This window comes from Roseateles toxinivorans, assembly GCF_004362525.1.
Taxonomy (GTDB): Bacteria; Pseudomonadota; Gammaproteobacteria; order Burkholderiales; family Burkholderiaceae_C; genus Paucibacter; species Paucibacter toxinivorans.
The window spans coordinates 690,354-708,758 of record NZ_SNXS01000002.1; the positions used below are offsets into that span (position 1 = coordinate 690,354).

The following is an 18,405-nucleotide window of genomic DNA, read 5'->3' on the forward strand; positions in this document are numbered from 1 at the left end:
TTGTATCAGCGGGAGGCCGGTGCGACGATGGCCCCACTGATGCTGTGCCGCGCCAGCGACTGCGCGACAAAACCGCTGGCCTTGGCTTCCTCGACGAAGCTGGCCAGCATCGCCCTGGCCGCGGCGCCACGGCTCAGGGGCAGCCCCATCGCCTGCTCGATGACCATGAAGCGGCCGGGCAGCAGGCGCAGCCCGCCCAGGCGCGCGGCATCGGCCTCCAGCTGCTGCCGAACGCCGGCGGCGACGTCCGCGTTCTCCGCCAGAAAGCGCTCGACGACGGTGGGCGAGGTCGGCGTGCGCATCAGCTGCGCGGTTTTCAGCTCCCGCGACAGATAGAGGTCGTAGGCGCTGCCGCGCCCGACCATGATGCGTGTGCCGGCGCGATCGACCTGGGCATTGTCGGTGAGGTCCGAACCCTGCCGGACCAGATAGGCGCCTTCGATCAACACATAGGGTGCGGTGAAGCCGATGCCGTCGCTGCGCCGCGGGTCGATCGCGAAGAAGCCGATGTCGGCCTGGTCGGCCTTCACCGTGTCCACCGACTTCAGTGCCGCCTCGACCACCACCAGCTCCAGCGGTACCGCCAGGCGTTCGGCCAGCAGGGTCGCCAGGTCCACCGACACCCCGCTGACGACGCCCGCACCGCTGCGATTGGCCAGAATCGGATTGCCGAGGTTGATGCAGGCGCGCAGCCGGCCGCTGGGCGCCAATGCCGCCCGGGCTCCGGCGGGCAGCGAGGCCGTGCTCATGCAGGCCGTCAGACCGGCGATGGGCGCCAGGCCGGCGGACAGGACCAGGCGACGACGCGACAGCAACTGGGGCATGGCGGAATCCTCGGATCGTTGGGGCGCTCCCAGTATGGCGCCGCCGGCCGCGCCGCGCCTGCGGGCACGGGGCGGATAATCCCGCATTCGCACAGCCATCCGCAGGCCCCCGACCATGGACTACCTGAGCTTCGACCTCAGCGAAGACACCGAAGGCGTCACCACGCTGGAAGCGCTGGCCTCCACCTCAAAGGAGCAGCACGGGGCGGTGATGGCCGAGGTGCAGCAGGTGCTGGACTGGGCCTGGCGCAGCTTCCCGCACACCCATGGGCCGGTCGATGAGGGCATGGACTGGGACCATGACCTGCAGGTCAGCGTGGAGCCAGGCGGCTGGCATGCCGTCACCCTGACGCTGACCGGATCGCAGCGCTTTGTCGAGGAGTTCTTCGCCCGGTTTGGTGGCCCGCAAGACTGACAAAAGCCCGGGCATTCGATAGCGGCGACACTAGCCGGTCCGTTTTCCCCCGCAATCGCCCACCTTGAATTCCACCGCCCCCCGCCTCGCCACCCTTTCCAACGGCCTGCGCGCCGTCGCCATTGAGATGCCCTGGCGCGCCACCGTGTCGCTGAGCGTGTTCATCCGCACCGGCAGCCTGCACGAGAGCGCGCGGCTGAATGGCATCAGCCATGTGGTCGAGCACATGGCCTTCAAGGGCACGGCCACGCGGGACTGCCAGCGCATCAATCTCGATGCCGAGCGGCTGGGCGCCGAGGTCAATGCGCACACCGACAAGGACCACACGGCCTTCCACCTCGAGGGCCTGCCGGGCGACCTGGACGCCTTCGTTGCGATGCTGGCCGACATTGTGTTGAACAGCAGCTTTCCGGCCGATGAGCTGGAGCGCGAGCGCCGCGTCATTGCCCAGGAGTTCAGCGAGTTCGACGACGACCCGACCACGGTCGCCTTCCAGCTGTTCGATCGTGCCTGCTACGGGGCTTCGCATCCGGCCGGGCGGCCCATCATCGGCACGCAGGCGAACATCCTGCGTTTCAGCCGCAAGGACCTGCTGGACTATGCAAAGACCCAGTACACCGCCAGCAATGTGGTGGTCGCGGTCGCCGGCCCGGTGAAGTTCGAGCCCTTTGTGCGTGCCGTTGAGGCCGCGTTTGGCGCGATGCCGGCCGGCATACCGAACGAGGTGGCGGCGCCGGCCTGGCTGGGCGGCCTGAAGACGCGCCGCATGGCCGGCAGCGGCCAATGCCAGGCAGTGCTGGGCTTCGAGGCGCCCGCGCTGGACGATGGCGACCAGCATGTGCCCTTTGTGCTGGCCGCCGCCCTGCTGGGTGAGGGCATGAGCTCGCCCTTGCTGGACGAGATCCGCGAGCGCCGCGGCCTGGCCTATCACGCGGCCTGCACGGCCGACATCGGCCCGCTGGCCGGGCAGTTCGTGATCGAGGGCTCGACGGCGCCGGCCCATGCCGAAGAGTTTCTGACCGCCGTGGCCGGTCTGCTGCGCCAGCATGCCGACGGCAATATCGATGCGGTGGGCCTGGAGCGGGCCCGCAAGCAGCTGACGGTGCGGGCACTGCGTGCGCTGGAGCAGCCGTCGCGCCAGCTGGAGACGGCCGCGCAAGACCTGTTCACCTTCGGCCGCCTGCGCGACCCGCAGCGATGGCTGGCGCATCTGCAGGCCGTGACGGCGCAGGATGTGCATGCGGTGTTCGTCCGCCTGCTGGATCCGCAGCGCCCGGTGGCGATTGCGCTGACCGGCAGCGTGCCGGCGCGGGCGCGCGAGCGGGCTGAGGCACTGTTTGCCTGAGGGCGGTCAGGCTTCCCTCAGCAGATTCGACAGCTCGACCGCCGACTTCACATCCATCTTCTCGAACACCCGGGCCCGGTGCACCTCGACCGTGCGCACGCTGATGTTCAGGTTGTCGGCGATCAGCTTGTTGGGCAGGCCCTGGACGACCAGGGCCATCACCTCCCGCTCGCGCTCGGTCAGCTCGGCCATGCGCTGGCTCATCGCGCGCATCGCCTGGCGCCGCGCGATCGCCTGGCCGCTGGCGGCCAGCGCCTGCTCGACGCGGTCCACCAGCGCGTTGTCGGAGAACGGCTTCTCGACAAAATCGAAGGCGCCGCTCTTCACCGCCGCCACCGCGGTCGGCACATCGCCATGGCCGGTCAGGAAGATCACCGGCAGCACCGGCGTCAGGCCGCGCTCGACCAGGCGCTCGAACAGCACCAGGCCGCTGATGCCCGGCATGCGCATGTCCAGCACCAGGCAGGACGGGGCCTGGGGCCAGTCGCCGCCGGCGCGGGTGTCGGGGCGGCCGTCCAGCATCGCCTCGAAGGCCTCGCCGCTGGCAAAGCCCTCTGACAGCAGGCGGCGCGAGCGCAGCAGCCAGGCCAAGGCATCGCGCACCACGTCCTCGTCGTCGACCAGGTAGACCATGGGCAGGCCCATGGCAGGGTGGCTGGTGCTCATGCTTCGCTCCTCATTGTCTCTGTCTCGGCGGCAACGGTCGGCGCATCCGTCGGCATATCTGCCGGCAGGGTGAAATGGAACTCGGTGCCGGTGGGTCTGTGCTCGGTGGCGACGGTGCGGCTTTCGAAGTCCAGCGCGCCGCCATGCTGCTCGACCACCGTGCGGCACAGGCTCAGGCCCAGGCCCATGCCCTCGCTGCGGGTGGTGAAGAACGGCGTGAACAGGCGCTTGGCCACATCGGGGGCGATGCCGGGGCCGCGGTCGGTGACGAAGAAGCTGACCCAGCGCCCCTGCTGACGCACGCGCAGCGTCAGCACGCGTTCGGCCAGCGGCGTGGCCTCGCCATCCATCGCCTGGATGCCGTTGCGCGTGAGGTTCAAGAGCACCTGCTCCAGCATCGTGCGGTCGCAGCGCATGCGCGGCACCGGCGTGGGCAGGTCCAGCTCGACCCGGGCGCCACTCTTGCGCGCCTGCAGGCGCACCAGCGGCATCACTGCCTCGACCAGCTGGTCGGCCCCCACCGGCTCGCGGGCCTGCTCGCGTCGGCGCACGAAGTCGTGCACGCTCTTGATGATGCGGCCCGCCCGCTCGGCCTGCTCGGCAATGCGGCCCAGCGCCTGGTGCAGCATCTGCGGGGTCTGCGCATCGTGGGCCTCGCGCTCGATCAGGTTCAGCGAGCCGGTGGCATAGCTGGCAATCGCCGCCAGCGGCTGGTTCAGCTCGTGGCTCAGCAGCGAGGCCATCTCACCCATCGTGGCCAGGCGGGCCGTGGCCTGCAGCCGCTCCTGCTGCTGGCGCGAGATCTCCTCGACGCGGCGCTGCGCGCTGACGTCGAGCACCGCGCTCATCCAGCCGCGATGCCGGCCCTGGGGGTCGAGCAGCGGGGCCTCGAACAGCAGCACCGGAAAGCGCTCCTGGTTCTTGCGCATGAACACGGTCTCGAAGCCGGCGCGCGGATCCTGCTGGGCTTCCAGGCGCCGGGCCAGGCTCTTGTAGCGCTCCTGGTAGGACTCGCGGAACTCGGGTGGCCAGTAGGGTGGCACTGTGCTGCCCAGCATCTCCTCGGCGCTGAAGCCGACCATGGTGCAGAAGGCCGGGTTGACGTAGGTGATGTTGCCGTCCAGATCGCGGGCGCGCAGGCCGGTGATCAGCGAATCCTCCATCGCCTTTCGGAAGGCCAGCGCCTCGGCCAGTGCGGCCTCGACCTGGGCTCGGCGGCGCACATCGCGGGCCAGCAGCAGCACCACGGCGAACAGCGCCAGCGACAGGCCCATGACCAGCGCCGTGGCCAGATTCGGGATCAGCCTCGGCGCGCCGGCGCCGCTGTCCACGCGCAGCTGCAGGGTCAGACCGGGCAGATCGACCAGGCGCTCCATCAGATAGACGCCGGCGCCGCGGGTCAGGCCGGCGCGTGCCAGCCGCGTGCCGTCGCCCTCGACAAAGCTGAACTCGTGGCCCCGCGCATGGTCGGTGGCGACCGACTCCTCCAGCAGCATGCGCAGGCTGATCGTCGCCACCAGATAGCCGGCGATCTGGCCGGCGCGCATCTGCGGCAGGCACAGGTCCACCACCTCCAGCCCCTCGCCGCCGGCCATGGGCACGAAATAGCTGCGCGAATACAGCTGGGTGCCCTGGCGGCGCGCCGCCACGCAGGCAAGCTCCGGCTCCAGGCCTATGGCCTCGCGCGGCAACAGGGTGAACAGTGGCTGAGCGAAGGGGCTGTCCACCGCCTCGTCCACGCCCAGATTGAGGTTGCGCTGCTCGATGCGCAGCAGCGGCCGGTGCTCGCGCAGCAGCTCGGCCGCATGGCTGCGCCACAGCACCGGGCCCGGCTCGCGCAGCCACATCAGCGCCTGCAGGCCCTGCAGATAGCGCGAGGCGCTCTGCTTGACCCGCCCGGCCACCTCACCGGCCACCTGCTCGACCTGCTCCTGCGAGCGCGTGGCCTCATAGCTGAGCGTCAAGGCCACCAGCAGCGACTGCGCAATCAGCAGCAGGCCCACCAGCGCTGCCCACAGCAGCGGCCGGCGCCAACGCCGGGCGCGGCCAAGCAGGGGTTCGGAAGGGCGGGGGCTGGGCATGCGCTTGAATGTAGGCGTAAGCAGTCAGTATCGGCGGACGCGCGCGGTGCGGCATGCGCAGTTCCGCGTACCCGCGCGCGTCTTGACACTCCTACAATCCAGCTCCCTGCTGTCAAGCGAGCCACGCCCCATGATCAACTCAGAAGAAAAGAGCGCCCAACTTCGTCAAGCGGCGCTGGAGTATCACGAGTTCCCGACGCCGGGCAAGATCGCCATCGCCGCGACCAAGCAGCTGGTCAACCAGCGTGACCTGGCCCTGGCCTATTCGCCGGGCGTGGCCTATGCCTGCGAGGAGATCGTCGCCGACCCGGCCAATGCCTTCCGCTACACCTCGCGCGGTAATCTGGTCGCCGTGGTCACCAACGGCACGGCCGTGCTCGGTCTGGGGAACATCGGCCCGCTGGCGTCCAAGCCGGTGATGGAGGGCAAGGGCGTGCTGTTCAAGAAGTTCGCCGGCATCGATGTGTTCGACCTGGAAATCCAGGAGAACGACCTCGACAAGCTGGTGGACGTGATCGCAGCACTTGAGCCGACGTTTGGCGGCATCAACCTTGAGGACATCAAGGCGCCGGACTGTTTCTACGTCGAGCGCAAGCTGCGCGAGCGCATGAAGATCCCCGTCTTCCACGATGACCAGCATGGCACGGCCATCGTCGTCGGCGCGGCGCTGCTGAACGGCCTGAAGGTGCTGAACAAGGACATCACCCAGGTCAAGCTGGTGACCTCGGGCGCCGGCGCCGCGGCGCTGGCCTGCCTGGGCCTGCTGATGAAGCTGGGGCTGCCGCGCGAGAACATCTGGGTCACCGACCTGGCCGGCGTGGTCTACGAGGGCCGGGTCGAGCTGATGGACCCGGACAAGGAGCAGTTCGCCCAGAAGACCGATCAGCGCAGCCTGCGCGATGTGATCAAGGGTGCGGACGTGTTCCTCGGCCTGTCGGCCGGCGGCGTGCTGAAGGCCGACATGGTGGCGACGATGGCCGAGCGGCCGATGATCTTCGCCCTGGCCAATCCGAACCCCGAGATCCTGCCGGAAGACGTGCACGCCGTGCGCAGCGACGCCATCATGGCCACCGGGCGTACCGACTATCCGAACCAGGTCAACAACGTCCTGTGCTTCCCCTACATCTTCCGCGGCGCGCTCGATTCGGGTGCGACGACGATCAATGACGAGATGGAAATTGCCGCCGTGCGCGCCATCGCCGAGCTGGCCCAGGCCGAGCAGAGCGAGGTCGTCGCCGCCGCCTATGCCGGTGCCAATCTGAGCTTCGGCCCCGAGTACCTGATTCCCAAGCCCTTCGACCCGCGGCTGATGATGAAGATCGCTCCGGCCGTGGCCCAGGCCGCCATGGACTCCGGTGTGGCCGCGCGTCCGATCACCGATATGGAGGCCTACCGCGAGAAGCTGCAGAGCTTTGTCTATGCCTCAGGCACGACGATGAAGCCCATCTTCACTGAGGCCAAACGCGCCAAGAACAAGCGCGTGGCCTACGCCGAAGGCGAAGAGGAACGCGTGTTGCGTGCGGTGCAGGTGGTGGTGGACGAGAATCTGGCTCGCCCTACCTTGATCGGCCGCCCGGCCGTCATCGCCGAGCGCTGCGAGCGTTTCGGCCTGCGGCTCAAACAGGGCCAGGACTACGATGTGGTCAATGTCGAGCACGACCATCGCTACCGCGACTTCTGGCAGACCTACCACCGCATGACCGAGCGCAAGGGTGTGACGATACAGGTGGCCAAGATCGAGATGCGCCGCCGCCTCACCCTGATCGGCGCCATGATGCTGCACAAGGGTGAAGTCGACGGCATGCTGTGCGGTACCTGGGGCACCACGGCCAGCCATCTGCACTACATTGATCAGGTCATAGGTAAGCGCGCCGGTGGTTGCCCGCAGACGCCGCAGGATGTGCCGATCTATGCCTGCATGAACGGCCTGATGTTGCCCGGCCGCCAGGTGTTCCTGGTGGATACGCATGTCAACTACGACCCGACCGCCGAGCAGTTGGCCGAGATTACCGCCATGGCCGCCGAAGAGCTGATGCGCTTCGGCCTGCATCCCAAGGCCGCTCTGCTGTCGCACTCGAACTTTGGGACGAGCGAGCACCCCAGCGCGCAGAAGATGCGCCAGACCCTGGCCCTGCTGCGCGAGCAGGCCCCCTGGCTGGAGGTGGACGGCGAGATGCACGGCGACACCGCGCTGGACGCCAAGTACCGCGCCGAGCTGATGCCCCGCAGCACCCTGACGGGCGAGGCCAATCTGCTGGTGCTGCCGAATATCGACGCGGCCAACATCAGCTACAACCTGCTGAAGACTGCTGCAGGCGGCGGCATCGCGATCGGCCCGGTGCTGCTCGGCGCAGCCAAACCGGTCCATGTGCTGACCCCGTCGGCGACCGTGCGACGCATCGTCAACATGACGGCGCTGACCGTGGCGGACGCCAACGCTGCCCGCTGAACCACTGAAGTGGCGCGAGACAACGCCCCAATCTGGGGCGTTTTTTCATTGATGGGCGCTTTGAGCAAAATTTGTTTGCGAACGCTTACCCGAAGGTGACGGCTCCATGAAGTGATTGAAGTCACTCGCTTTCAGGAACTGTGTGCGCCTACTCACAAGCGCCGTATTTCCGGGTTTGGCGCAGGACAGCCTTGAGCTTTTCGCCCTCATTCTGTACCATGTTGCTTTCAGGATTCAGGGTAAACCCGTGTCTTTGCTCCACAGACCCACGCCGTGGTCGGCCTTTCGCAAGCTCAGCGTTGCCACCGCCTTGGTGCTCGCCAGCAGCTTAGGCGGCTTGGCCCAGGCCAAGGGACTGGCAGCAGACGAGACGGTGGCCCTGGCAGCACTTCCGGTCGAGGCGCAAGCCACTCACCGTCTGGTTTTGGCCGGGGGACCCTTCCCCTACAGCAAGGACGGCACGACCTTCGGCAATCGTGAACGTCTGCTGCCCACCAAAGTCAGAGGGTACTACCGCGAATATACCGTGCCGACGAAAGGCGCCCGTAACCGGGGCGCTCGTCGTCTGGTGTGCGGCGGCCAGCCACCCACGAAACCTGAGGCGTGTTTTTACACCGACGACCACTACGCAAGCTTCAAGCGCGTGCGGCCGTGAGTCGGCGGGGTGTCGAGTTCGTGAACAAGTTTTCGTGACTAAAGGAGGATCGTGACCATGCTGTTGCAGACCGTCCGTCCAAACATCGTGCAGTCCATACGGGCTTATCGAGTGGAGGATTTGATGCAGGCGGCCCAGGAGGCCGGCCAACATTTCCTCTATGCCAATCTGACTTCAGCGCAGTCAAAACAGGACGTACTGGAGGGCATAGCCCAGGCCTTTTTGTTCCCGGCGCACTTTGGCAAGAATCTGGATGCCTTGTACGACTGCATGACCGACCTGGTCCACAAATCGGGCGCCCAGCCCGGCTTTGTGGTGGTGCTGGAGCAGATTCCCGACAGCGTCAAGTTTGACCGCGAGGCCAGGGAACAACTGCTGGATGTGTTCCGAGACGCCGCCGACTACTGGGCGGATCGAAAGATTCAGTTCAGGTGTTTCTATTCTTTTCAGTAGCCCGCTCTCAAGAAAATGGGTCATGGGAGCGGGCTACTGAGGTGGCCCCCAGCGTCAGCGACAAGCCGGCGCCGAAAAACACGTCAAAGGCAGCAGCAAATGCCATGTTCGGCATGAATATGCCGATGATGAGCAGCGCGTTCGACACCGCAATGTGGTTGAACGCGGCCTGACCTTCCGTCAGAGCCAAAAAAAAGCGACCTCCGGGTCGCTTTTTTGTTGGCCAGGCCGGGCGGCAGTATCAGGAAACGGCCAGCGCCAGGGCCAGATACTCGGCCACCGGCACCTCCTCGGCGCGCCGCTGCAGATCGAACTGCCCGCCAAAACCGCGCTGCTCCAGCCAGGCGCCGAGGGTGTTTCGCAGAATCTTGCGGCGCTGCGAGAAGGCCACGGCGACCAGTTCGCCAAGCAGCTTCTGATCGACGGCCGCCGGCACGGGCAGAGGGAGCATGCGCACGATGGCCGAGTCCACCCGCGGCGGTGGGTCGAAGGCGCTGGGCAACACGTCCAGCACCGACTCGATCTGGTAGCGCCACTGCAGCATCACCGTCAGCCGGCCATAGTCCTTGCAGCAGGGCTCGGCGGCCATGCGGTCAACGACCTCTTTTTGCAGCATGAAGTGCTGGTCCTGCACCTGGTCGACGAAGTCCAGCAGGTGAAACAGGATCGGCGAGGAGATGTTGTAGGGCAGGTTGCCGACCACGCGCAGCTTCTTGCCGTGTTCTGCGGCCAGCGCCGCAAAGTCCACCTTCAGCACGTCGGACTCGATCACCTTCAGGCCGGGCCGCTGACGCAGCCGCTCGGCCAGGTCGCGGTCCAGCTCGATCACGGTCAGCGGATTGACATAGGCCAGCAGCGGCATCGTCATCGCACCCAGGCCCGGGCCGATCTCGACCATGGCGTCGCCGGCCTGCGGTTTGATCGCCTGGACGATGTCCTCTATGACGATGCGGTCGGTCAGGAAGTGCTGACCGAAGCGCTTGCGCGCGACATGGTGCGTCACAGGGTACTCACTGCGAAGCGTCGCCGCGCATTTCGATGAAGGCGCGCCCGCGCAGATCCTTCACCCAATCGGTGAAGGCCGCCGCGTACTTCTGCTCGCGCAGGGCCGCCTGGGCCTGGGCCCGCACCTGCTTGGGGTCAGGAATGGTGCTGCGGCGCTCCAGCACCTGTATCAGATGCACACCGAAACGCGAGACCACCGGCGCCGAGATGCCGCCGAGATTCAGCGCGTTCATCGCCTCCTCGAACTCGGGCACAAAGCCCCCCGGCGATGACCAGCCCAGATCGCCGCCGTTCGGTGCGCTGCCGTCTTCGGAGTTCTCTCGGGCCACGGCCTCGAAGGTGGTCTTGCCGGTCTCGATGCTGCGCTTGAACTCGGCCAGGCGGCGGGCGGCCAGTTCGGCCGTCAGCTGCGGGGACACGCGCAGCAGCACGTGGCGGGCGCGGGTCTGCACCACCGAACCGTCGGAGCCGTCCTGCTTCTCGATCAGCTTCAGTACGTGGAAGCCGGCGCCGGAGCGCATCAACTCGGGAGCCACCTCGCCCGACTTCAGGTCCTTGACATGTGCCAGAAAGGCGTCCGGCAGCTTGGCGGCGGGGCGCAGGCCCAGCTCGCCGCCCTTGTCCTTGTAGGCATCCTCGGAGATCTGCTTGGCGACCACGTCGAAGGCCTCGCCGGCCTTGATGCGGGCCAGCGCGGCCTCGGCCCTGGCGCGCTTCTCGGCCAGCACGGCGGCGTTGGCGCCCTCGGGCACGATCACCAGCACCTGCGCAATGTTGTACTGGGCATTGGCCTTGCCGGCCTCGCGCTTCTTGGCCAGAAACTCCTCGACATCAGCTTCGCTGACGCGGATGCGGCCCTGCACTTCGCGCTCGCGCACCCGCTCGACCATCATCTGGTCGCGCAGGTTCTCGCGGAAGCGCCGGTACTCAATGCCCTCGGCCTTCAGGCGGTCACGCAGCTCGGGCAGGCTGAGGCTGTTCTGCGCGGCCACATTGGCGACCACCCGGTCCAGCTCGACCTCGTCGATCTTGGCGCCGGCCTCGCGGGCATAGGTCAGCACGACCCGCTCGTCGATCAGGCTGTCCAGCGCCGTCTTGCGCAGCTCGGTCGCGGACAGCGCGCTTTCGCCGCGCTGCTTGGCCTCCTCGCGGACTCTTTCGGCACGCTGGCGGACCTCGATCTCGGTCACCAGGTCCTGGTTGACGATGGCGGCGATCGAGTCGGCCGGGCGAGTGGCTGCCCTGGCGGACTGCGCCTGGGCCAGCGGCGCCAGCAGCAGGGCGGCCAGGGTGGCGGCAAGAAGAGCAGGCTTGAGTGAGGTCGGCAGGTCAGTCATAGGAGGCATCTGTGAGCGCCGCGCGATCCTCGCGCAGCAAGCGGTAACCAGGGATATTGTCCCTCAAGACATTCAGGGGGTTGTTCCCTAGCCGGCCCAGGCCCACCAGCTCGAGCTGGAACATCCAGCGCGTGTTGGCTTCGGCCCGTCCGGTGGAGCGGCGCTCTACCACCACGCGGCCTATCCAGCAGCCGGCATCGTATTCGAAGCCGACCAGAGAATCGGTGATGCGGCGGTCCTGCATGCTGTAGAGCACGCGGCCGACGCTGTACCAGCTGCCCGAGCAGGAACTGCCGCCGGTCGCCTTGCGCACCGCGCTCTCGGCGTTGTTGCCCGCGGCCGGGCCCGACAGCGGCCATTGCCAACCCAGCTCGGCCTGCTCGCTCTGGCCGCGGGCCAGCCGGTAGGTGGCATTGATGGTGCGGAAGGGCCCGGGCGAGTAGCGCAGGCTCATCACCGAGCGCACGGTGCGGTTCAGATCCGAGTTGTACTGGATCGCGCCATCGGCCCACCACTGCGGGCTCAGGTGCGCCGAGCCGAGCAGCAGCAGATCCGACAGCTTCTGCGTATTGGGCGTGCCCTCGGGCGTGATGCGCTGGTCGCGGAACAGCACGCGCTGCACCACCCCCAGGCGCAGCAGCTCGCTGCCGTCGCGCAGCGAGGTCAGGCGCGAGCTGACGCCCAGCGTCAGCTGGTGCGCGTCCGAGACCCGATCAACGCCAGAGAAGGAGTTGTCGGTGTAGATCGAATCAAAATTGAAGTCCTTGGCCGCCGCGTCGAAGTTGGGCAGGCCCAGCTGATCACGGAAGGGCGTGCGCACATAGAACAGGCGCGGCTCCAGCGTCTGCAGCAGCGCGCGGCCGAAGTACTCGGTCTTGCGCTCAAACAGCCAGCCCTGGTCGATGCTGAAGGTCGGCACGACCCGCGACGCGGAACGGCGGCCATCGGCCATCGACTGATCCAACTGGTAGCTGGCCGCGTTGAAGGACATGCGGGGCTTCAGCCACCAGCCGGTGTCACCCAGGGTCCAGCCCAGGTGGCCCAGTGCGTGCACCCGCGTGCCCGTGGGCAGGGGCAGTGGTGCGGCATTGCGCGGCAGATCGAAGCGGTTGTACTCCAGGCTCAGCCCGGCATCGAAGCCGCGCGGCAGCCGCTCGGCACTCCAGCGGGCGCCCAGCTGGGGCGAGCGCTGGTAGGGGGTGTCGATGCGCGCGGCCGGGTCCAGGTCCTGCAGCACCTGCCACTGCTGGAGGCGGCCATACAGGCGCAGCTCGCCGACGGCCGGCGTCCAGGTGCGCGAGGCGCCCAGGTCGGTGGCCAGCAGGCGCGGCGTCAGGCTGGTGATGCCGTGCGGAAAGTCTTTCCAGTAGATGTCGTCCGACACCCGCTCGGCATTGATCTGATAGCGCCAGTCCATCGCCGCCGTGCCGCTCTGGCTCAGCCCCCAGGCCCAGCGCGTGTGTCCGGTGATGCGGTCATTGGGCAGCACATCCAGCGACACCTGGCCCTGGTAGCCGGGCTCCAGGTAGCGGAACTCGCTGTCCAGGCCCAGGCCGCGGCGGGTGATGATCTTGGGCGTCAAGGTGGCATCGCGTTGCGGCGCGATATTCCAGTAATAGGGCACACCGAACTCGACGCCACTGCGGCTGTCCAGATTGAACTTGGGCGGCAGCCAACCGGACTTGCGGCCGTCGCCCAGCGGAAAGCTCAGCCGTGGCGCGGCCAGTATCGGCACGCCGTAGAAACGCACCACGGCGCCGTCGGCCACGCCCTCATTGGTCTCGAAGTCGAGCCGTATGCTGCGCGTGCTCAGCTCCCAGGCCGGGGCGCGGTCCGGGTCATCGGCGCGGCAGCTGCTGTAGGTGCCGGCCAGGGCGCTGCTGCGGTACTCGTCGATGAAGTCGACCTGCTGGGCCTTGCCGCCGGCGCCATTGCTGGCAAAGAAGTAGCTGGGATTGAGGAACTGGCCCTCGAAGCGCTGGACGAAGAGGCGCAGCTCGGGGCCAGTGAAGCGGTTGCCATCGCGCTCGATGCTGACCGCCCCCTTGGCCGTGGCCAGGTCGGTGGCCTGGTGGTAGCTCAGGCTGTCGGCCTTCAGGGTCAGGTCTCCACGGCGCAATACCGCACCGCCCTCGGCGCGGGTCTCCTGATCCAGTCGGCTGCTCAGGCTGGCGGCGTCGAGCAGCACCGGCTGATTCCTGTCGGCCTCGGTGCGCGACAGGGTCTTGGCGGCCGGCCGCGCGATCTGCCGCACCTCGGTGCCCACCTGTGACTGGCCCTGCGCCCAGGCGCTGCCCGGCCCGGCCAGCGCCAGGCAGGCGGCCAGGGCCAGCGGCGTCAGTCCAGGCGGTGGCGATGAGTTTGTATGGGTCTTCAACAAGAGGCGCAGCACTTCAGCAGCAGCGTCGGTCCGGTTTCGGCGCCACGAGCGGGTCGGCCGGGTCAAGGGGATGGTTCGCCGGGCCGTCAGGCCTTTGGGCAAACCGGAGGTTTGTAGAATTGATTATCCATGAGGCCTGCGGTTTTGTTCGCAGGCCTCGTCTGTACCTTCACGGTATCCCTCTGAGCCACTCCCCTTCATGACCGCAATTGCCTGGCCCGATGACACCCGCCGCCAAGACTTCGAGGCCTGGCTGGCACCGCTGGCGCAAGCCCGCGGCCTGCTGCCGCAAAGTCTGCGCCCGGCCTCGGCCGATGCCAGCTTCCGCCGCTATTTGCGCATAGATGCCGGCGACGGCCGGTCCTACATCATCATGGATGCCCCGCCCGCGCTGGAGGACTCGCGCCCATTCGTTGACGTGGCGGCCCTGATCACCGATGCCGGCCTGCACGCCCCGGCGGTGCTGGCCCAGGACCTGGAGCGCGGCTTTCTGCTGCTGGCCGATCTCGGCGAGCGCCTGTATCTGCAGGAGCTGCAGCAGGCCACGCCGGGCCAGGCCCACAGGCTGATGTGTGATGCCATCGACGCGCTGGTGCAGTGGCAGACGCAACTGGACGGCAGCAGCCTGCCCGCCTTCGACGAGGCGCTGTTGATGCGCGAGCTGGCCCTGTTCCCCGACTGGTGCGTGGCCCATGAGTTCGGCGTCACCTGGGACGCCGCCCAGCGCGAGCAATGGGACAAGATCTGCCGCCTGCTGATCGACAGCGCCCTCGCCCAGCCCCAGGTGCCGGTGCACCGCGACTACATGCCGCGCAATCTGATGGTGACCGAGCCGAACCCCGGCATCCTGGACTTCCAGGACGCGGTGCGCGGCCCCATCAGCTACGACATCGCCTGCCTGCTGCGCGACGCCTTCCTGTCCTGGGACGAGGAGCGCGAGCTCGACTGGGCGATCCGCTACTGGGAGCAGGCGCGCAGGGCCGGTCTGCCGATCGATGCCGACTTCGGCGAGTTCTGGCGCGCGCTGGAGTGGATGGGCCTGCAGCGCCATCTGAAGGTGATGGGCATCTTCTGCCGCCTCAAGCACCGCGACGGCAAGCCGCGTTACAGCACCGATCTGCCCCGCTTCTTCGCCTATGCCACCAAGGTGGCCCTGCGCTACCAGCCGCTGAAACCACTGCTGGCGCTGATCGAACCGTTGTCGGGCGATGCGCTGGAGACGGCTTACTTCTAGGCGGCCTGCTCGGCGGTGACCATCGCCTGGGCCCTGGCCATCGCCGTCGGGCAGCCCGCCGCAATCAGCCAGGGGTCCTGGGCCAGGCCGCCAAAGGTCTCGACCAGGAAGTCGAGGAAGGCGCGGGTGCGCTGCGGCAGGTAGCGTCGCGACGGCAGCGCCGCATAGACGCTGTAGGTGACCAGGCTCCACTCGTGCAGCACCCGCACCAGCTTGCCGGTACGCACCGCGTCCTCGATGACGAAGCTGGGCAGGGCGACGATGCCCAGGCCGGCGATGGCCGAGGCCATCAGCGTGTCCGGGTGGCTGGAGGTCAGCACCGCCTGCATCATCGGCACCTCCTGCATATCGCCATCGTCCAGATGGGCGGCGCCTATGGCGTGGCTGGCGCAGTTGCGGCGCAGCTTCCATTGCTTGGGCACATCGGGCAGGTCCACCACCAGGCCGTCGTGGTCGCCCAGATCCTCGGCCACCTGCGGCGCGCCGCGGCGCTTCAGATAGCTGGGGGAGGCACACAGCACCACTTCGGACTGGGCCAGCAGCCGCGCGACAAAATCGCCCGACAGCGGGCGAAAGCCCTCCAGCAGAATCGTCAGGTCATGGTCCTCGTCGGGCACATCGGGGTTGCGTACGGCCGTGATGTCCAGCGTGACCTGCGGATAGCGCTCGCGAAAGCGCGGCAGGTGCTTGGCCAGCTGGTTGACGACAAAGGAGGGCGAAACGGCGATGTGCAGCCGGCCGGCCGGCGTGCTGGTGGCGTCGCCCGCCACCTGCTCGGCCTCCTCGATGCGCTCCAGCACATCCTGCACACGCACCAGATAGAGCTCGCCGGTCTGTGTCAGTGCCAGGCGGCGCGTGGTGCGATTCAGCAGCCGCGCGCCCAGGTGCTCCTCCAGATCGGCGACCAGGCGGGTGACCACGGCCGGCGACAGGTCCAGCGCCCGTGCCGCGCCGGAGAAACTGCGCAGCTCCGCCACCTTGGCGAAAACGCGCATCGACTGCAGGCGGTCCATGGCTCGCTTACGGGTGGGCGGCCATCACCTGGGCCACCGCGGCGGTCAGGCGCTTGCCATAGGGCACATGGAGGAACTCGTTGGGGCCATGGGCATTGCTCTTGGGGCCCAGGACGCCGCAGACCATCATCTGCGCCTTCGGGAAGCCCTTTTGCAGCATGCTCATCAGCGGAATCGTGCCACCCTGGCCGATATAGCCCAGGGGCGCACCGAAGTGGGCATTCGAGGCCTCGTTCAGCGCCTGGTCCAGCCAGGGCGACAGCTCGGGCGTGTTCCATCCGGTGGCGCCCAGGGCGCCGGCGCGGCCGTCGGGCACGAAGGTGACCTTGGCGTTATAGGGGGCGTTGTCTTCCAGCAGGGTCTTGAGCTTCAGCGAGGCCTCGTTGCCGTCGATCAGCGGTGGCAGGCGCAGCGAGAGCTTGAAGGCGGTGTAGGGCCGCAGCACATTGCCGGCATTGCCCAGGTCGGGGAAGCCCTCGACGCCGGTGACGCTGAGCGTTGGCCGCCAGGTGCGGTTCAACAGGCCCTCGACTGGATCGGTGGTCGTCGGCAGGGTGAAGGCCCCGTCGGCACCGCAGGACCAGGGGTAGCGCTTCCAGACCTCGTCCTGCAGGATGGCGGCGGTGGCACGGGCCTGGGCCACGCGCGCGGCCGGCACCTCGCAGTGGAAGCTGTCGGGCAGCAGGCGGCCGGTCTTGCTGTCTTCCAGCCGGTCCAGCACCTGGCGCAGGATGCGGAAGCTCGACGGCACCAGGCCCGAGGCATCGCCGGAGTGGATGCCCTCGGTCAGCACCTCGACCTTGAGCACGCCGCTGACCATGCCGCGCAGCGAGGTGGTCAGCCACAGCTGGTCGTAGTTGCCGGCGCCGCTGTCCAGGCAGACGACCAGGCTGACATTGCCCAGACGCTCGCGCAGCATGTCGATATAGATCGGCAGGTCGCTGGAGCCGCTTTCCTCGCAGCTTTCGATGATGCCCACGCATCGCGGGCGGGGGATGCCCTGCTTGTCCAGCGCCAGAATGGCGGTGATGGCGGCATAGACGGCATAGCCGTCATCGGCGCCGCCGCGGCCGTAGAGCAGGCCGTTCTCATACTTGGGCGTCCAGGGGCCCAGATCGCTGCGCCAGCCGCTGAACTCGGGTTGCTTGTCGAGGTGGCCGTAGAGGCAGATGGTGTCGGTGCTGCCTGATTTGGTGGCCGGCACCTCGAAGAAGATCACCGGGGTGCGGCCCTCGACGCGAATCACCTCCAGCTTCAGGCCGGCCACCTTCTTGCTCTCGACCCAGGCCGCAGCATCGCGGGTCACCCGGTCGATATAGCCGTGCTTGGCCCAGTCGGCATCGAACATCGGGCTCTTGGCCGGAATGGCGATGTAGTCGGTCAGTGCGGGAACGATTTCTTCATCCCAGGCACTGGCGGCAAAGTCGGCCAGGCCGCTCAGTTCATCGGCTTGCAGGGGCAGGGAAGGGTCACGGGCATTCATGGGGGCGTCTCCGTCGATCAACGGTCATGGAGCGCGAAGTTTATGCCTCCCGGCAAAGCCTTGCACCTCAGGAGCCTGTCGGCCTTGAGGTCGGGCCCCAAGGCCGACAGGCTTCTAGGGCCAGCGGGCCCCCAGCCATTCGCCCAAAAGCGCCATCACCTGGGCCTGTTCGGGCTCATTGAATATCTCGTGGTACAGCCCGTCGAAGCAGCGCGCCTGCAGCAGCGTCTGCGGCAGGGCGGCGGCAAAGGCGGCACTGCCACGCGGCGCCACGCAGCGGTCGGCGCCGGCCCACATCAGCAGCGTCGGCACGCGCCAGGTCGGGCACAGCTCCAGCACCTCCTCGCCTTGGTCGGCGATCATGCGCACCAGGATCGGCGTGACGCGGTCGTGCACCAGCGGGTCGGCCTGGTAGGCGGCGACGACGGCCGGATCCCGCGAGATCCATGCCGGCTTCAGGCCATTGCCCACGGCCAGGTGCGGGGCAATGGGCCCCAGCAGCGCCAGCGCCAGCTTTTGCAGCGGGTTCATGCCGGGGTCCAGTGCCGGCGAGCTGAGCACCAGGCCATCGACGGCCTGGAACCAGGCGGGCATCGTCTGTCCGACATTGGCGCCCACGCCCTCGGCCACATAGCGGGCCGCGACCAGGCCGCCCATGCTGTGGCCCAGCAGCACCAGCGGCCGCGCGGCCAGCTGCGCATCGCTGCGCACCAGCTGTATCACTCGGCCCAGGTCCTCGACCAGCTGCAGGCCATGCGGCACATCGCCACGGGCACCCCCCGAGGCCCCATGGCCGCGCTGGTCATAGGCCAGCACCAGCCAGCCCTGTTGGTTCAGGAACCGCGCCACATGGTCGTAACGCCCGACGTGCTCTCCCAGGCCATGCACCAACAGCACGCAACCCTTGGTTGCCGAGACAGGCGCCCATTGGCGCAGATGCAATTGAAGCCCGTCCTCGGTGCTCAATGTTTTCATGCGCTGCAGTGTAGGCAGGGCCGTCGTCATCATCCCCCGGTGCTTGCCCGGGGTTGTGGTGTTCAGCCGATGTCGCCTACATGATTGACA

At 67.7% G+C, this 18,405-nt stretch carries 16 protein-coding genes; 6 read left to right on the top strand and 10 right to left on the bottom strand.

Annotated features, from left to right (window positions below; all coding sequences use genetic code 11):
• Positions 1–5: 5 nt before the first annotated feature.
• On the bottom strand, positions 6–749 hold the full coding sequence (locus tag DES47_RS08950; protein ID WP_133700799.1) for a transporter substrate-binding domain-containing protein: 744 nt from the start codon (positions 747–749) through the stop codon (positions 6–8).
• Between the two features lie 190 nt (positions 750–939).
• Between DES47_RS08950 and DES47_RS08955 the strand changes: the two genes are divergently transcribed.
• Both DES47_RS08955 and DES47_RS08960 read left to right on the top strand, forming a co-directional pair.
• Complete coding sequence (locus DES47_RS08955; RefSeq protein ID WP_133700325.1) at positions 940–1,239, top strand: hypothetical protein; 300 nt, start codon at positions 940–942, stop codon at positions 1,237–1,239.
• Between the two features lie 64 nt (positions 1,240–1,303).
• Positions 1,304–2,584 carry a M16 family metallopeptidase gene (locus DES47_RS08960; protein ID WP_243748227.1) on the top strand — a complete coding sequence of 427 codons (1,281 nt, stop codon included), beginning with the start codon at positions 1,304–1,306 and terminating at the stop codon, positions 2,582–2,584.
• Positions 2,585–2,590: 6 nt separating this feature from the next.
• On the opposite strand, the gene DES47_RS08965 is transcribed toward DES47_RS08960, so the two are convergent.
• Together DES47_RS08965 and DES47_RS08970 are read right to left on the bottom strand one after the other, a co-directional pair.
• A complete protein-coding gene (locus tag DES47_RS08965; protein ID WP_243748228.1) occupies positions 2,591–3,250 on the bottom strand; it encodes a response regulator transcription factor in 660 nt (219 codons plus the stop codon).
• Positions 3,247–5,331, bottom strand: a complete 2,085-nt coding sequence (locus tag DES47_RS08970; protein WP_133700326.1) for an ATP-binding protein — start codon at positions 5,329–5,331, stop codon at positions 3,247–3,249. The genes DES47_RS08965 and DES47_RS08970 overlap by 4 nt, the downstream gene beginning before the upstream one ends.
• A gap of 130 nt (positions 5,332–5,461) precedes the next feature.
• Between DES47_RS08970 and DES47_RS08975 the strand changes: the two genes are divergently transcribed.
• The 3 genes from DES47_RS08975 to DES47_RS08985 all read left to right on the top strand — a co-directional run bounded on the left by DES47_RS08975 (position 5,462) and on the right by DES47_RS08985 (position 8,888).
• A complete protein-coding gene (locus DES47_RS08975) occupies positions 5,462–7,780 on the top strand; it encodes an NADP-dependent malic enzyme (protein ID WP_133700327.1) in 2,319 nt (772 codons plus the stop codon).
• A 337-nt stretch (positions 7,781–8,117) separates the two neighbouring features.
• Complete coding sequence (locus DES47_RS08980) at positions 8,118–8,435, top strand: guanyl-specific ribonuclease (protein ID WP_243748262.1); 318 nt, start codon at positions 8,118–8,120, stop codon at positions 8,433–8,435.
• 57 nt (positions 8,436–8,492) lie between these two features.
• Entirely contained in the window at positions 8,493–8,888 is a 396-nt protein-coding gene (locus DES47_RS08985) for a barstar family protein (RefSeq protein ID WP_133700328.1), read from the top strand.
• Positions 8,889–8,895: 7 nt separating this feature from the next.
• Here the strand turns inward: DES47_RS08985 and DES47_RS08990 are convergent, their stop codons facing one another.
• From DES47_RS08990 to DES47_RS09005, 4 genes are read right to left on the bottom strand one after another with little or no spacing between them, the layout of a single operon-like run.
• The gene (locus DES47_RS08990) at positions 8,896–9,078 is read right to left on the bottom strand and encodes a hypothetical protein (RefSeq protein ID WP_133700329.1); all 183 of its coding nucleotides are present in this window, start codon (positions 9,076–9,078) and stop codon (positions 8,896–8,898) included.
• Positions 9,079–9,129: 51 nt separating this feature from the next.
• Positions 9,130–9,891, bottom strand: coding sequence for a 16S rRNA (adenine(1518)-N(6)/adenine(1519)-N(6))-dimethyltransferase RsmA (gene rsmA, locus DES47_RS08995; RefSeq protein WP_133700330.1), 762 nt, complete (start codon positions 9,889–9,891; stop codon positions 9,130–9,132).
• Positions 9,892–9,898: 7 nt separating this feature from the next.
• A complete protein-coding gene (locus DES47_RS09000) occupies positions 9,899–11,230 on the bottom strand; it encodes a peptidylprolyl isomerase (RefSeq protein ID WP_133700331.1) in 1,332 nt (443 codons plus the stop codon).
• On the bottom strand, positions 11,223–13,607 hold the full coding sequence (locus tag DES47_RS09005; protein WP_243748229.1) for an LPS-assembly protein LptD: 2,385 nt from the start codon (positions 13,605–13,607) through the stop codon (positions 11,223–11,225). The genes DES47_RS09000 and DES47_RS09005 overlap by 8 nt, the downstream gene beginning before the upstream one ends.
• A gap of 202 nt (positions 13,608–13,809) precedes the next feature.
• On the opposite strand from DES47_RS09005, the gene DES47_RS09010 reads away from it, so the two are divergent.
• Positions 13,810–14,844: an aminoglycoside phosphotransferase family protein gene (locus DES47_RS09010; RefSeq protein ID WP_133700332.1), complete on the top strand. Its 1,035-nt coding sequence runs from the start codon at positions 13,810–13,812 to the stop codon at positions 14,842–14,844.
• Here DES47_RS09010 and DES47_RS09015 read toward each other — a convergent pair.
• The 3 genes from DES47_RS09015 to DES47_RS09025 all read right to left on the bottom strand — a co-directional run bounded on the left by DES47_RS09015 (position 14,841) and on the right by DES47_RS09025 (position 18,315).
• The gene (locus DES47_RS09015; protein ID WP_133700333.1) at positions 14,841–15,857 is read right to left on the bottom strand and encodes a LysR family transcriptional regulator; all 1,017 of its coding nucleotides are present in this window, start codon (positions 15,855–15,857) and stop codon (positions 14,841–14,843) included. The two genes, DES47_RS09010 and DES47_RS09015, sit on opposite strands and share 4 nt — an antisense overlap.
• A 7-nt stretch (positions 15,858–15,864) precedes the next feature.
• On the bottom strand, positions 15,865–17,340 hold the full coding sequence (locus DES47_RS09020) for a M20 family metallopeptidase (RefSeq protein ID WP_133700334.1): 1,476 nt from the start codon (positions 17,338–17,340) through the stop codon (positions 15,865–15,867).
• Positions 17,341–17,454: 114 nt separating this feature from the next.
• Positions 17,455–18,315 carry an alpha/beta hydrolase gene (locus DES47_RS09025; RefSeq protein ID WP_243748230.1) on the bottom strand — a complete coding sequence of 287 codons (861 nt, stop codon included), beginning with the start codon at positions 18,313–18,315 and terminating at the stop codon, positions 17,455–17,457.
• Positions 18,316–18,405: the final 90 nt, after the last annotated feature.

Excerpts from the sequence above, each read along its gene's own strand:
- DES47_RS09020 (WP_133700334.1), bottom strand. The coding sequence starts at position 17,340 with ATGAATGCCCGTGACCCTTCCCTGCCCCTGCAAGCCGATGAACTGAGC.
- DES47_RS08965 (WP_243748228.1), bottom strand. The coding sequence starts at position 3,250 with ATGAGCACCAGCCACCCTGCCATGGGCCTGCCCATGGTCTACCTGGTC.
- DES47_RS08975 (WP_133700327.1), top strand. The coding sequence starts at position 5,462 with ATGATCAACTCAGAAGAAAAGAGCGCCCAACTTCGTCAAGCGGCGCTG.
- DES47_RS08985 (WP_133700328.1), top strand. The coding sequence starts at position 8,493 with ATGCTGTTGCAGACCGTCCGTCCAAACATCGTGCAGTCCATACGGGCT.
- DES47_RS09025 (WP_243748230.1), bottom strand. The coding sequence starts at position 18,315 with ATGAAAACATTGAGCACCGAGGACGGGCTTCAATTGCATCTGCGCCAA.
- DES47_RS09015 (WP_133700333.1), bottom strand. The coding sequence starts at position 15,857 with ATGGACCGCCTGCAGTCGATGCGCGTTTTCGCCAAGGTGGCGGAGCTG.
- DES47_RS08970 (WP_133700326.1), bottom strand. The coding sequence starts at position 5,331 with ATGCCCAGCCCCCGCCCTTCCGAACCCCTGCTTGGCCGCGCCCGGCGT.
- DES47_RS08950 (WP_133700799.1), bottom strand. The coding sequence starts at position 749 with ATGAGCACGGCCTCGCTGCCCGCCGGAGCCCGGGCGGCATTGGCGCCC.
- DES47_RS09000 (WP_133700331.1), bottom strand. The coding sequence starts at position 11,230 with ATGACTGACCTGCCGACCTCACTCAAGCCTGCTCTTCTTGCCGCCACC.
- DES47_RS08955 (WP_133700325.1), top strand. The coding sequence starts at position 940 with ATGGACTACCTGAGCTTCGACCTCAGCGAAGACACCGAAGGCGTCACC.
- DES47_RS09010 (WP_133700332.1), top strand. The coding sequence starts at position 13,810 with ATGACCGCAATTGCCTGGCCCGATGACACCCGCCGCCAAGACTTCGAG.